This is a genomic window from Alkaliphilus transvaalensis ATCC 700919, from assembly GCF_000621485.1.
GTDB classification, from domain to species: Bacteria; Bacillota; Clostridia; order Peptostreptococcales; family Natronincolaceae; genus Alkaliphilus; species Alkaliphilus transvaalensis.
The window spans coordinates 224,879-238,446 of sequence record NZ_JHYF01000006.1 but is presented as its reverse complement, the minus strand read 5'-3'; the positions used below and the strand labels follow the sequence as shown (position 1 = coordinate 238,446).

The 13,568-nt window shown below is 33.2% G+C and carries 14 protein-coding genes; 6 read left to right on the top strand and 8 right to left on the bottom strand.

Annotation, left to right across the window (positions count from 1 at the left end):
• Positions 1–282 precede the first annotated feature (282 nt).
• The 6 genes from arcC to T335_RS0107190 form a co-directional block, all read right to left on the bottom strand.
• Positions 283–1,260 carry a carbamate kinase gene (gene arcC, locus T335_RS0107215; RefSeq protein WP_026476942.1) on the bottom strand — a complete coding sequence of 326 codons (978 nt, stop codon included), beginning with the start codon at positions 1,258–1,260 and terminating at the stop codon, positions 283–285.
• 325 nt (positions 1,261–1,585) lie between these two features.
• Positions 1,586–2,578 (bottom strand): ornithine carbamoyltransferase, encoded by a 993-nt coding sequence (gene argF / locus T335_RS0107210; RefSeq protein WP_026476941.1) that lies wholly within the window; start codon positions 2,576–2,578, stop codon positions 1,586–1,588.
• A gap of 55 nt (positions 2,579–2,633) precedes the next feature.
• Positions 2,634–3,857, bottom strand: a complete 1,224-nt coding sequence (arcA, locus tag T335_RS0107205; RefSeq protein ID WP_034327942.1) for an arginine deiminase — start codon at positions 3,855–3,857, stop codon at positions 2,634–2,636.
• Positions 3,858–4,272: 415 nt separating this feature from the next.
• Positions 4,273–4,539, bottom strand: coding sequence for a Veg family protein (locus T335_RS0107200; protein WP_026476939.1), 267 nt, complete (start codon positions 4,537–4,539; stop codon positions 4,273–4,275).
• Positions 4,540–4,766: 227 nt separating this feature from the next.
• Complete coding sequence (locus T335_RS0107195; RefSeq protein ID WP_051569190.1) at positions 4,767–6,191, bottom strand: N-acetylmuramoyl-L-alanine amidase; 1,425 nt, start codon at positions 6,189–6,191, stop codon at positions 4,767–4,769.
• Positions 6,192–6,499: 308 nt separating this feature from the next.
• Positions 6,500–6,937, bottom strand: coding sequence for a MarR family winged helix-turn-helix transcriptional regulator (locus T335_RS0107190; RefSeq protein WP_026476937.1), 438 nt, complete (start codon positions 6,935–6,937; stop codon positions 6,500–6,502).
• Between the two features lie 193 nt (positions 6,938–7,130).
• On the opposite strand from T335_RS0107190, the gene T335_RS22485 reads away from it, so the two are divergent.
• On the top strand, positions 7,131–7,295 hold the full coding sequence (locus T335_RS22485) for a hypothetical protein (RefSeq protein ID WP_169735932.1): 165 nt from the start codon (positions 7,131–7,133) through the stop codon (positions 7,293–7,295).
• Positions 7,296–7,363: 68 nt separating this feature from the next.
• Here T335_RS22485 and T335_RS0107180 read toward each other — a convergent pair whose 3' ends face one another.
• Positions 7,364–8,212, bottom strand: coding sequence for a universal stress protein (locus tag T335_RS0107180; RefSeq protein ID WP_026476936.1), 849 nt, complete (start codon positions 8,210–8,212; stop codon positions 7,364–7,366).
• A gap of 259 nt (positions 8,213–8,471) precedes the next feature.
• Here T335_RS0107180 and T335_RS0107175 point away from each other — a divergent pair, with 259 nt between their 5' ends.
• The 3 genes from T335_RS0107175 to T335_RS21940 all read left to right on the top strand — a co-directional run bounded on the left by T335_RS0107175 (position 8,472) and on the right by T335_RS21940 (position 10,211).
• Positions 8,472–8,801 carry an ArsR/SmtB family transcription factor gene (locus T335_RS0107175; protein ID WP_026476935.1) on the top strand — a complete coding sequence of 110 codons (330 nt, stop codon included), beginning with the start codon at positions 8,472–8,474 and terminating at the stop codon, positions 8,799–8,801.
• A gap of 1 nt (position 8,802) precedes the next feature.
• Positions 8,803–9,786 (top strand): permease, encoded by a 984-nt coding sequence (locus T335_RS0107170; RefSeq protein ID WP_026476934.1) that lies wholly within the window; start codon positions 8,803–8,805, stop codon positions 9,784–9,786.
• A gap of 242 nt (positions 9,787–10,028) precedes the next feature.
• The gene (locus T335_RS21940) at positions 10,029–10,211 is read left to right on the top strand and encodes a thioredoxin family protein (RefSeq protein WP_278246890.1); all 183 of its coding nucleotides are present in this window, start codon (positions 10,029–10,031) and stop codon (positions 10,209–10,211) included.
• A gap of 377 nt (positions 10,212–10,588) precedes the next feature.
• Here the strand turns inward: T335_RS21940 and T335_RS0107160 are convergent, their stop codons facing one another.
• Positions 10,589–10,768 carry a hypothetical protein gene (locus T335_RS0107160; RefSeq protein ID WP_026476933.1) on the bottom strand — a complete coding sequence of 60 codons (180 nt, stop codon included), beginning with the start codon at positions 10,766–10,768 and terminating at the stop codon, positions 10,589–10,591.
• Positions 10,769–11,067: 299 nt separating this feature from the next.
• Between T335_RS0107160 and T335_RS20125 the strand changes: the two genes are divergently transcribed.
• Positions 11,068–11,571: a peroxiredoxin gene (locus T335_RS20125; RefSeq protein ID WP_084281066.1), complete on the top strand. Its 504-nt coding sequence runs from the start codon at positions 11,068–11,070 to the stop codon at positions 11,569–11,571.
• Positions 11,572–11,934: 363 nt separating this feature from the next.
• Positions 11,935–13,353, top strand: coding sequence for a Na+/H+ antiporter NhaC (gene nhaC / locus T335_RS0107145; RefSeq protein WP_026476932.1), 1,419 nt, complete (start codon positions 11,935–11,937; stop codon positions 13,351–13,353).
• Positions 13,354–13,568 lie beyond the last annotated feature (215 nt).

Below are 13,568 nucleotides of genomic sequence, written 5' to 3'. Positions count from 1 at the left end.
TAAAAATTATTATATATATTAATATCTTAACTAATTTAAGGTGCTTTGACAATGTTTTTTCTTTTGATTCTGAATTTTTTTACTATTATTTTTACTATTATCGGTACAATATCCTATGCTTATTGCATTAATTTCATGTTTTAATATTTTGTGATTGTGGTTATTATATTGCTTTGTTACTGCTAATGTACTAGCTAGGCAGAAAAATAAAAAAAGACAAACAAAAGAGAGCAAAATTAATTGCCCCCTACTCTAACTCCCCCATAATATCGTATCTATATCCTATATCCTAGTTAGCTTATGATCTACTACAACCGTTCCTGTTTCCCCTGCTATCCCTTCTTTAGCCTTTTCTAATGATGTAATTAAGGCCCTTCTACCTGGTTTAGACTTAACAAATTTCATGGCTGCCTTTACCTTAGGTAGCATCGAACCTGGGGCAAAGTGTCCTTCTCTGATATATGTTTCTAACTCTTCAATGGTCACTTCATCTAACTCTTTTTGGTCTGGTGTATTAAAATTAATTGCTACTTTTTCAACTGCTGTCAAAATTAATAAAAAGTCTGCATCTAAAATTTCTGCTATTTTCCCAGAAGCAAAGTCTTTATCTATTACAGCAGGAACACCTTCAAGTATCCCATTTTTATTAATTACTGGTACACCACCGCCCCCAACGGTAATAACAACATGGCCTGCATCTACTAAGGTTTTAACGACTGGTGCTTCAACAACATCAATTGGCTCTGGCGATGCAACTACTCTTCTCCAGCCTCTACCAGAGTCTTCTTTCATGGCATATCCTTCCTCCATCATTAGCCTCTTAGCTTCATCTTCTGAGAAGAAAGACCCTACTGGCTTAGTTGGATTGTCGAAGGCAGTGTCCTTTTCATCTACAACTACTTGTGTTACAACTGTTGCAACAGACTTATTAATACCTCTATTTACTAGTTCTTGTCTAATGGCTTGTTGTAGATGATAACCAATATATCCTTGACTCATAGCTCCACACTCTGGAAAGGGCATAACAGGTAAGGCAGGGTTTCCTTGTTGGGCTGCTTCATAGGTACCTACTATTTGCCCAACTTGTGGGCCGTTTCCATGGGCGATGATTACTTCATGGCCTGTTTCAATTAAATCTGCAATAGATTTAGCCGTTTCTATTGAAGTTTTTAATTGTGCTTCTGCACTGGTATCCTTAGGATTTGCCTGTAACGCATTTCCACCTAAGGCTAATACGATTCTACTTTTTTGTTGCACCATTCTGCATCCTCCTTTATATAACTGCTATTCTCAATAAACACTATTTAGCTTTAAAAATTTTCAAGAAAACGTTTTCTTTTATGGGATGGGGATAACTAGGCATAACAAAAAGACATGGAAGAGCTTCTATTGCTCTTAGGTTCTTTGCTATGTATGCTTCTTCCATATCTTTAGTCTATTCAATTTTAAACCTATAGGGTTCTATTGTTTATTTATTGTTTATTTTATTGTTTATTTTATTGTTTATTTTATTGTTTATTTTATTGTTTATTTTATTTGTTCTTATTGCTTTATATTCTTAACCAGCTATTAAGTAGTTATTCTACTATATTGTTGCCACCATAACGGCTTTAATTGTATGCATTCTATTTTCAGCTTCATCAAACACGACAGAATGCTTACTTCTAAATACTTCATCTGTTACTTCCATTTCCTTTAACCCAAACTTTTCAAATACTTCTCTACCCACTTTGGTTTCAAGGTCGTGGAAGGCTGGTAAGCAGTGCATGAAGATTACATCAGGGTTACCAGTTTTATTAAGCATTTCCATATTTACTTGGTATGGTAGAAGCATTTTGATTCTTTCTTCAAATTGATCTTCTTCTCCCATAGATACCCAAACATCTGTATAGATTACATCAGCATCTTTAACGCCCTCTGCAATGTCTTCTGTAAGGGTGATCTTACCACCAGTTTCTTTCGCAACTTCCCTCATTTCTGCAACTAATTCTTCAGAAGGGAATAGGCTTTTTGGTGCAACTGCTCTGAAGTCCATACCCATCTTTGCGGCACCAATCATTAAGGAATTACCCATGTTGTTTCTAGCGTCGCCTACATAGACAAACTTTACTTGATTTAAAGGCTTTGCAACATGTTCAGAAATTGTTAACCAGTCAGCTAATATTTGAGTTGGATGATATAAATCAGTTAACCCATTCCATACTGGAACGCCAGAATGCTTAGCTAAAATTTCTACGGTTTCTTGTTTAAAACCTCTAAATTCGATTCCATCATAGAATCTACCCAGTACCTTAGCGGTATCCTCTAAGGATTCTTTTTTACCCATTTGGGAATCATTTGATCCTAAAAATGTAACTTGAGCTCCTTCGTCAAAGGCTGCCACCTCAAAGGCGCATCTAGTTCTTGTAGAGGCTTTTTCAAACAGTAATACAATGTTTTTCCCCTCTAACATTTTCCCTTTTATACCCATTCTTTTCTTAGCCTTAAGATCTCTTGCTAAGTCTAATAAATAACGAATTTCTTGAGGTGTAAAATCCTTTAAGGTTAATAAACTTCTTCCTTTTAAATTTACTGGCATAAGAATCCTCCTTCGTTTTGGAATTTTCAATCTTTAATGAATATAGACTATTATTTTATAAGTCTTCCCTTAATAATGGCATAGACATACATCGAGGGCCACCTCTACCACGAACTAATTCAGAGCCTTCTATTTCTATTACTTCTATTCCATTTTTTCTAAGGGTTTCATTTGATGCTTCATTTCGATTATAAGTAATTACAACTCCTGGTGCAATAGCCAATGTATTTGTGCTGTCATTCCATTGTTCCCTTGCTGCTGTTATCTCATCTCCACCGCCACTTTGAATCAGCTTTACCGCAGGTAAGTTTAATACCTTTTTTAAAGCCCCTTCAAGATTAGCCATAGGAGTAACATTTGGGGTTGTCTTCCCTAAAGTTAACTCATATGCCCTCACATGATTCTCTACCCCTGGATAGATGGTAAATTTATCGTGATCTACCATTGTGAATACAGTATCCAAATGCATATATGCCCTTGTAAAGGGAATTTGAACCGCCAATACCTTCTCTACATTGGAATTTTGGAGTATTCTTTGGGTCATGATTTCTATTCCTCTTGCTGAAGTTCTTTCACTACAACCTATAGCAACAACTTTATCGCTTAATACCAGTATGTCTCCACCTTCTATACTGTGGGTTTCTTTATAATCATACCAAAGGGGAGTGTCTTCATTTTTAAATAAGGGATGATATTGATAGATATACTCTAAGAACATCGTCTCTCGATCCCTTGCTGGTGTCTTCATTTTATTAATAGATAACCCATTAGCAATAACAGTACCTGGGTCTCTAGTAAAATATAGGTTTGGCAAAGGGTTTATATAGAAGGGATAACTCTCTTTTACGTAGTCTACTAGGTGTAGTTCCCTCTCTACCGCTGGCATATCATCTTTATGTAGACCAGCTATAGCAATTTCTACAATTTCTCTAGGGGATTTTGTAGCCATGAAAACTTCAATTGTTTTTTCAAGTTCTAGGTTTGCAATATTACTATTATAAACCACATCTTTTATAAAATTCTGTTTGATTTCATCTGTAGTTAATAATTCCTCTAATAATTCTTCGTAATAATATACCTTAGCTCCACGGGCCCTCATAACGTCAGCAAATTGGTCATGTTCCTTTCTCATCTGCTTTAACCATGGTATATCATCAAAAAGTAGTTCATGAAGGTACTGAGGAGTTAGCCTTTCTAATTCTTTACCCGGACGATGTAATAATACTGCATTTAGCTTTCCAATTTCCGACGTAACCTTTAAAAAACTCCCGTCATTCACCTTTCTCAACCCCTTTCTTTTATTAACTGAGGAAGTTGCATAGTGCCTTAACTATGAATGAGTTTATATAAACTTAAATTTAATTATTCAATTTCCTCAATTGAAAATATTACAACAATTTTAATAATAGTATATCGGAGTTTTATACATAAATCAAGTGTTCATATTTTAACCTTTTTATGCGTTTTATACATAAAGTGTATATTTATTAAGTTGTTTCAATGGAAAATGATTCCTAAAATCCTTAGGTGTCTCTGGAATTAACCGATTAACTTTCATGGCCTAAAGGGTTCCTCACTAATTTAATTTCTTATATTCATTATCAGCTTCACATATATATTCATAAAACTTTATTTGTAAGATAGCAAATTTTTTTACACAAAAAACAACCACCCCGCTAATGGTGGTGGTTGTTTTAACTAACTTTAATCTGTTTATTGTCTTTACAAATGGTTATTTCCACTGTTTCTGTTAAAATATCTGAATAACTGTAGGAAACTCTACGAACTGAATCATAACCTCCGTCAATTCTTACAACAAAAATACTTGGATATGTGTTTTCTAAAATTCCTTCACGAATAAGAGTCTTTTTTCTACCTTTGTTAGCCTTCAGTGTAACCTTTTGTCCTACAAACCCTTCAATGTTGCTTCTGATCTCATTTAGGGTGGTTCTGGTTGCCAAAAAATCACCTTCTTTCAAAGTATACAATAAAATTATAACACAGGAGTCACAACTTGTCAAATAGACAAACAATTATTATATAATCTTACACATGCTCTTGTCAAACAATTTTTTAATTTTTTGTCATACTTATTTCAGATGATTACTCCTCATGGATCCCTTTGAGCAATATAACCCACCCTAAACTCAGCATTATATATAATTAATACCCCAATAAAACAATATGTTTAACTAAAATTATAATATAAAGAAAGCGCTTCTGAAATTGCTTCAGCTACTTGGTGTCTAAATTCTTTCTTCATCAGTTTTGCTTCATCTATCTCACTTGAAAGATAGGCAACTTCAATATGCACGCCACTTACATTAATTTCTCTTAACAAGAAAAATTCAGCTATTTTAATACCTCTATTTATTGTTTCAAGTTTTTCAGTCATCTTCTCCATTAGCAACTGTCCAAGTAGTTTGGCTTCTTTGTCTCCTCGATAAAAATAGATCTCGGTACCAGAAACATTGGAATTTTTCATGAAATTTTGATGAAGGGTTAAAAAAAAGTTGGGTTTAATTTTATTGGTAAGCTTAGCTCTCTCAGTTATAGGAACATAAGTGTCTTCTCTACGGGTTAAATAAACCTTAGCTCCCATTTCTGTGAGAATTTCTTCTAAATCAAGGGCTATATCAAGATTAAGGTCTTTTTCTCTAAGTCCATTAGCGCTAACATGATCTTCTCCTTGTTCTCCTCCATGAGCAGGATCAATCACTAATACCTTGCCCAAAAGTGGCTTATTTATACTCTTTTCTGCTATTTTTTTTAATTCAACTCCTGTATAGTAGTATTTTATAATATACTCAGCGCTTTTTCCTTCTTTTGCCAATTCATTTGCGCCCCATTGACAAAATCCTAAACCATCACCTTTTCCAATCATTAAAAATCTTATTTTTTGTGGCTGCCAACTAAACTTGGTAGAATCTAAACCTAACAGATCTTTTACATTCTTACCTTCAAATTCTTTGCCTGCAATTGTGAGTTTTGCAATTCTCCCAGTGTCATCTCTTGTTATATCATAAATCATATTCTCGATTGCCCCATTGTCATTTGCTTCTATAAAGGGAAATTTCACGCCTAGCTTTCCCTCTATTTCATTTATTGAAATATCTTTAAAGTTTTTATAGTTTGGACTCTCCTGACAATATTTACATAGCACTTTTCTCAGGTATAAAATTATATTACCATTTACATTTTCACTATTTTCAGTTGATCCGCCACAAACTTCATGATATCTGGCGTCTATCGGTTTTTCATTAAATATAATAATTTGGCCTTCTGTTTCAGCCACTGCTCTATTTAATCTTTCATTATTATTTTCATATTCTTCTTTCCAAATTTCCCCATACTCCTCTATGGGCTTCCAATTGGGAAAATCTTCTAAACTAATACCTTTTTTAATCAATTCTTCTCCTTCTACTTGGAAGATTTTCATTTGCTTCAGTATGTTTGTCCTCATGATGATGCACTGACATTTTATTGCTTCAAAAGAAAAATTTAATGGCATGCTATATGCCACCAGTTCTTTAACCAATTCTTCTAACCATCTGGTAATAACCAATTTATTTGATGAATCATATATATGAATTACTACATTATTATTTTTCATAAATATTAACCTCCTTTAATCTTTAGAACTATCATACCTATCAAGATCGGAGCCTCTGTAAAGTAATGTAGTATATCATATGTACTTTTTTTGCTGCATGTGCATATACCCTATTTATTTTGCATATATTAATAAGTTAAAATTATAACCTAAGTAAATTACATAATTAGTTTAGATTTATATCAAAACTTCGTTGCTTAGTCTTTCACCTTTAGATTAATCGATAATAGATTTATAATCTGGTATTATACAATTTCCTTAATTAAATCATCATTATTTAGACATGAAAAAAATAGAGGCCCCTACCTCTACTTTCTATTTTTGAATAATTCCTTTAGTTTTAATAAAGCTACTCCAACTTCCCGTTGCTGTTCTTCATCTAACTTTTCAGTGACCCTCCCTAAAGAATCTATCAATTTATCTTGGACACAATTAATCCTTTCTATCCCTATCTCTGTCAATTCAACAAAAACTGTCCTTCGATCTTTATAAGAGTTACTTCTCTTAACATAACCATCCTCTACTAATTTATTTAGCATTGTAGTCATGGTCCCCTTACTCACTTCCATCATTTCACTTAGATTAGACATACTACAGATTTTTTCTTTGTTGATAATATATAGCACCTTAAACTGAGGAAATGTTAGATTACAGTTGGAATTTACTTGGTTTTTAAATTGATATTTCATCCAACCATTAACAGAGATATAAAAATTCTGAATCAAATAAGCCAGTTCTTTATTCAAAGAGAATCAACCTTCCTTTCCTTCTATCTCTATTATATTATTTCTAATATCTGTATTTCAATATCAAATATTTCGATTTTCAAATAATATCTTGTCAAATGGTTTTATTTTTTATATAATATATAATAGCTAAATATTATTTATCGAATGATTTCGAGATTTAAAACAACGATACTTGGTCAGGAGGGATTCTATGAAATGCCCCATATGTGGTAATGAGCACACTGGTAAGTTGAGTAAGTCTAGATATTTCTGTAGTAACTGTTTTATTGAGATATTTTACACCCGTAAAGAAGAGCTTCAAATTTTCCAAATATTAGAAGATGGAAGCACCTGTCCTATTCCAGAAGAACTCTAGGACCCCTATCATGATGCATAGGGGTCTTTTGTGTTTATTTTGAAATTTCTAGTTTAATTCTTATTTCACTAGCTATTACATGGAATCAGTACAACTGGTCTTTTAGCCGTTCTTGCTACCGCGTCGGAAGTACTCCCTAATAGCAAAGATTTAATTAATCCCTTCCCCCTTGTTCCCATAATAATTGAAGTCACCTGTTCTGCTTCAGCCCATTTATTAATACAAACAGAAGGGATCCCCACCTCTACGACTACCTTTGTACTTATCCCTAACTGCCTCAATTCTTCTGCTACTTCCATTAAATACTCTGTGTATCCAGTTTGAGCTTCTTCCACCTGTTTATCCGATTCTCCTTGTTCTACAACGGTAAGAAGTATTACTTCTTGAACAACACCTGCCATTGCTTTTACTTTCTCTAGAATACTTCGTGAGCACTCTGAAAAGTCTATTGGAAGAAGTACTTTTTGAAATTTATTAATACATACACTGACACATTCTGACGATTCACCTTTACAGTATTTTTCTACTAATACAGGAACATCTGTTAGTCGAATTACATCAAAGGTAGTGCTACCTAAGAAAACTTCTTTAACAATACTTTTTCCTTTAGAACCAATTAATATTAATGACACCTCTTCAGCTTTAGCAATTTGGACAATCTCTGTTGCTGCAAAGCCTATTGGTGTATAGCTTTTAGTCTTAACACCAAAGCCATGTAGTTTTTCAGCAGTCTCTTTAAGTTTCTCTAAACTTAGCTGTTGACGAGGTATCGAGGCTTCTTCTCCAAGACGTATATCCACCACATGTACTAACACAGCTTCTTCCATTCCCATGGCCTTCAGCTCTGAAATACAGTTCAGAAGTTCCTCTGCTGCTGGTGAAAAATCGGTGGCAATAAGTACTTTTTTCATTATCATTATGATCACTCCTTTGTGGGGCTTCTTAGTCTTTTTTCAGGGTATTAATAAATATATTCCCAAAAAAACTACTTCATTAACATATTTTTTAAATTATCCGACTATTTAATTGCTATTTTTTATTAGGTTTAATGGCAAAATTTAGTTGTCAATTTCAATTAAAAAGAATATAATATAACTATATTAGAAAATACTAATATAGTTTTGTAGAGTTTCAATGTTTTGGTGTATAGTAAATTTTATCTTATGGAGGTTTTTTATGGCAGATAACATTTTTTTTACCCTTTGTGCAGACTTAATTAAAGCAATTTCCCATCCCACCCGAATTGAGATTCTATTTATTTTAAAGGACCATGAAGAACTTTGCGTCTGTGAAATTTACGAAAATTTAGAATTAGAGCAATCAAATGTATCTCAACATCTAAAAGTTCTAAGGGATAAGGGAATTTTAACTACTCGTAAGGATGGGTTAAAAGTAATGTATCGAGTAAAGCATCCTGAAGTTTATGGGGTTATAGAAATTGTTAAAAGCATCCTCCAAAAACAAATAGCGGAATCTCAAATACATTTAAGTGGAGGTGACAGATAGCATGTTTGAAAAAATAGGACATTTGATCACTCCACCTATTGTTAATTTTATTAACTGGTTACTTTCCAAAACGGGTTCTACCTATCAAATGGGAGAAACCTTTTATGAAGCAGTACATTTTTTCATATATGATACGATAAAAATTATCTTTTTGCTCAGTTTTATGATTTTTATGATTACCTTTGTTAGAAGCTATTTCCCACCTGAAAAAATAAAAAAACTTCTGTCAAAACTACATGGCATTTGGAGTTATATTGCAGCTTCCATTCTTGGCGTAGTTTCGCCTTTTTGTTCTTGTTCAACGGTCCCAATCTTTATTGGTTTTGTAGAGGCAAAAATACCGCTGGGTGTCACCTTTACATTTTTAGTTACCTCCCCTATAGTTAATGAAATTGCTTTAGGCTATCTTTTTATAGCCTTTGGACCAAAAATTGCTCTCTTCTACACATTAGCTGGTATGACAATAGGGGTCATAACGGGTATCGTAATTGAAAAATCAAATCTATCTCATCTAGTAGAGGCTTATGTATTTAAAATTAGAATACCTGATACAGAAAGTGCTACGATGAAGACTAGACAACGTCTTCTTTATGCCAGAGACAGTGTTATAGATATTGTTAAAGAAATATGGCCCTACATCGTAGCAGGGATTGCCTTTGGTGCATTAATCCACGGATATGCCCCAGAAACCTTTCTAATAAAATATGCAGGTCCTAATAATCCATTTGCAGTAATTGTTGGTATTATTTTAGGAATCCCCCTATATTCTAATGCTGTCGGTACAATCCCTGTAGTGGAAGCCTTAATTAATAAGGGGGTTGGAGTTGGTACTGCTTTAGCTTTTATGATGTCGGTGGTCGCAATGTCTATTCCATCAATTATAATGCTAAAAAAAGTAATTAAACCAAAGCTTATTACTATTTTTATAGGAATTACAGCCTTAGGTATCTTAACAATGGGCCTTATATTTAATATTATTCTTTAACTAATTTTGTAACAAATACATACAGCTTGTGGCCATAGTATCTAGAATATGGAGCACAAGATAATTAACTTTTTTGCCCATACTAATATCTAAGCATAGTTTTGTGCTTATTTTACCCTCTATTTACTAAGTTAGCTTCTTCATTTAGAGGGTATAATATATAAAATATTATTTTAGGAGGAATTTTAATGGAAATTAAGATTTTAGAGCAACTTTGTTGAGGTGGTAGTAAGTTAGCTCCTATCGTTGATAGGGCCTTAACGGAATTACAGATGGAGGATGATTTTGATCTTATCAGTGATATTGGTGAAATTCTAACGTTAGGTGTAATGAGTACACCTGCTTTAATGATTAATGGAAAAGTTGTAACTAGTGGTAGAATTCCTACTGTTGCAGAAGTGAAGGAAGCTATTTCCCAAGCTTAAAACTTAAATATCTATTTTAGCTAATAATTAAGCCCAGTAAGTGTTATTAAATACTTATCTGGGCTTAATTTTACTTTATAAAATTTAAAATTTAATTTCATATTTATTTACTTTTTAATTTATATTATTTGAGGGAATTGCATAATACCATAAATCTGAAATTATATTCGTTTTATGTTAAGATGAAAGCTGAGTCGTAGCTTCACTTACTATTTTTTCTAAGGTTCATTTAATTTTTATCTATTCTTTGCCTTTAGCCCTTCTTAGTTGCTGTTCTTGCTGTTCTTGCTGTTCTTACTGTTCTTCTTGTTCTTGGTCTTCTTCTTGTTCTCCTTGTTGTTAATCAAACTGTATCTTATTCTATTTTTCTATTTTCATTAAGTGCATTGGGTGCTTCCACTCGACCTTAATGTTATATTAAAGCCCCTTCTAAAAGCAGTCCTTCTAAAATCAATTTTAATAGCATCGTATTGGTCATCTAGTTTTTTATCTATAATGAAGGGAATTCCATCGACATCTTTTAATACATCATCTTTTGTTGCCTCATCCAGAGACATTGCAAACCTAGGACCACCTCATCCTCTACCGCTTATATAAATCCTTACTCCAACGGTTCCTTGAATTTGATTTTTTATGCTTTCTTTAGCTAGTCTAGTCACCATAATTTCCATTTCTTCCAACCTCCTTAAAGGGAATTTTCAGAATATTATTCTATTATATGCTAGATGATGCTCTTTGGTCAATATTATGTAAACAAGTTTTGCTGTAATTAATATTTTTGCTATATTTTTTTTCAATAGGCTAATACTAAAACTGAATTAAATTCAACAATAATAATTTAAGAGAGGTGTTTCAATTGCTTAAAATTGGCGAACCAGCTCCTGACTTTACGTTGCCTAGTACAAAAGGGGAGATTTCATTAAGTGATCATAAAGGAAAATGGGTTGTTTTATTCTTTTATCCCTTAGACTTTACTCCTGTCTGAAGTACCGAAATACCAGAGTTAAACCAAAATCTTTCCAAGTTTAAAGGTTTAAACTCTGTCGTGTTGGGTGCCAACACTGATAGTTTACCAACCCATGAAGCATGGGCCAAGAGTATTGGCGGTGTCGATTTCCCACTACTCTCTGACTATAACAAAGAATTAGCAAGAAAGTATCAAGTCCTTACAGATGAAGCAGGGGGAATTGCCCTTAGAGGGGTATTTATTATAGACCCAAATGGCATTCTTCAATATGCATCTGTAAATAATTTAGCTGTAGGCAGAAACGTTAAAGAGATCCTTCGACTATTAGCTGCCTGCCAAGCAGGAGGAGCATGTCCTGTTAATTGGGAGGAAGGACAAGAAGTATTTAAGTAACCTGTATCAGTATTCTATAACCTTAGAAATTAGAGCCAGTAACTCTCCAAGTAACTATGGAAGTTCTGGCTTAATTTTTTTGAGTCTAAAATAGCATAAATGACCATTTGAATTTTTATTCATTTAATTGTATAATAATAATATTAATTTTTATTTCTCCCCTCAGGCTTTGCAAGTAATTAAATTTGAAGTTTTACAAAAAAATTTGAATTTTCTGATTAGATATGGTAATATAATTTATACTTGGGGATTTTTCATTTGTGGTAATATTTCGAAAATGTGTGATAAGATATTTATTTTTCCATATAGATTTAATAGGGGGTACACCCTAATTTTATATTTAAAAAATAAGGAGGAGTGTATATGAATTTACCAAAAAAGAAGGAAGCAACTCTATTACATGCATTAATTCCTATTGCAATTCTAATTGTTTCCTTATCTGTATCAATTATTGTTTTTGAAGCCGACCCTCATATCCCACTAATATTCGCAACTGTAATAGCCGCAGCAGTGGCAGTCTTTATGTTAGGTTTTTCCTGGAATGAACTTGAAGAAGGTATCATCGACACGATTAAAATGGCGATGCAAGCAGTATTAATTTTGATGGTAATCGGTAGTGTTATTGGAACATGGATTTTAAGTGGTACAGTGCCAACTATGATCTATTATGGTTTAAAAATACTGTCTCCTAGTATATTCTTAGTTGCTACAGTCATTATTTGTGCTATCGTTTCTTTAGCAACAGGTAGTTCTTGGACAACCGCTGGAACAGTGGGGGTTGCTTTGCTTGGAGTCGGTGTTGGTCTTGGTATGCCAATTGGCCTTGTTGCCGGTGCTATTATTTCTGGTGCTTATTTTGGGGATAAAATGTCACCGTTATCTGATACAACTAACTTAGCTCCTGCTATGGCTGGTTCAAACTTATTTGATCATATTAGAAGTATGTTCTATACGACAGTCCCTGCACTTTTAATATCTATCGTACTTTATGGAATATTTGGTTTTATTCATTCAAGTGGTAATGCCATTGATTCTAGTCAGGTTAACGGAATCATTAATACCCTCGGAGAAAACTTTACTATTTCTCCAATCCTATTAATACCACCGATTCTTGTAATCCTAATTGTTGTTTTAAAGGTTCCTGCCCTTCCTGGGTTAATTAGCGGTGTATTCTTTGGCGGAATCTTTGCAGCGATCTTCCAAAAAGCTAATATTGGCGATATCATCGATGCAGCTCATTATGGATTTGCAATTGAATCTGGAAATGGTATTGTAGATGAATTATTGAGTCGTGGTGGTTTAGATGATATGATGTGGACTGTTTCATTAATTATCATTGCCTTAACCTTTGGTGGTGTTTTAGAAAAAACAGGTATGCTTCATGCAGTTGGTAGAGCAATTCTTAAGTTTGCTAATAATACAGGATCTTTAGTTTTCTCAACTATTATTACTTGTATTTTCGTAAACTTATTAACTGGAGAACAATATTTATCAATCGTAGTACCTGGTAGAATGTACAAAGATGCTTATGAAGAAAAGGGTATTCATCCAAGTGTTCTATCTAGAACCTTAGAAGGTGGGGGTACAGTTACGTCAGCTTTAATTCCTTGGAATACTTGTGGTGCTTTTATGGCTGGAACCCTATTAGTTTCTCCAGTAACTTATCTGCCCTACGCCTTCTTTAATTTATTAGTACCAATTATCAACATCGTGTTTGCCTTCTTAGGAATAGGTATTAAACCGATTGATCCTAAAGAACAGAAACCTGCTACCGCTAAATAGCTAACTTTAAAATTTTTTTAATCTAAAAGAGCAGAGGGCAGCCTTTGCTCTTTTAATTTTGAAGAAATCTGTAATCTTCAGTCTTTTTAGCCACATACCTCTACCTATTGATTTTCCTTAATATATTTTATTAATTAATATTTAATATTATATTTTTGCTGAAATAGTTAAAAATTTATTTAAAAACCAAATAGTTTATGATATTATAATGTTAT

Coding starts and splice junctions, on each gene's coding strand:
- nhaC (WP_026476932.1), top strand. CDS start 11,935: ATGAATTTACCAAAAAAGAAGGAAGCAACTCTATTACATGCATTAATT.
- T335_RS22485 (WP_169735932.1), top strand. CDS start 7,131: ATGAAATGCCCCATATGTGGTAATGAGCACACTGGTAAGTTGAGTAAG.
- T335_RS0107175 (WP_026476935.1), top strand. CDS start 8,472: ATGGCAGATAACATTTTTTTTACCCTTTGTGCAGACTTAATTAAAGCA.
- T335_RS0107160 (WP_026476933.1), bottom strand. CDS start 10,768: ATGTCTCTGGATGAGGCAACAAAAGATGATGTATTAAAAGATGTCGAT.
- arcC (WP_026476942.1), bottom strand. CDS start 1,260: ATGGTGCAACAAAAAAGTAGAATCGTATTAGCCTTAGGTGGAAATGCG.
- T335_RS0107170 (WP_026476934.1), top strand. CDS start 8,803: ATGTTTGAAAAAATAGGACATTTGATCACTCCACCTATTGTTAATTTT.
- T335_RS0107180 (WP_026476936.1), bottom strand. CDS start 8,212: ATGATAATGAAAAAAGTACTTATTGCCACCGATTTTTCACCAGCAGCA.
- T335_RS0107195 (WP_051569190.1), bottom strand. CDS start 6,191: ATGAAAAATAATAATGTAGTAATTCATATATATGATTCATCAAATAAA.
- argF (WP_026476941.1), bottom strand. CDS start 2,578: ATGCCAGTAAATTTAAAAGGAAGAAGTTTATTAACCTTAAAGGATTTT.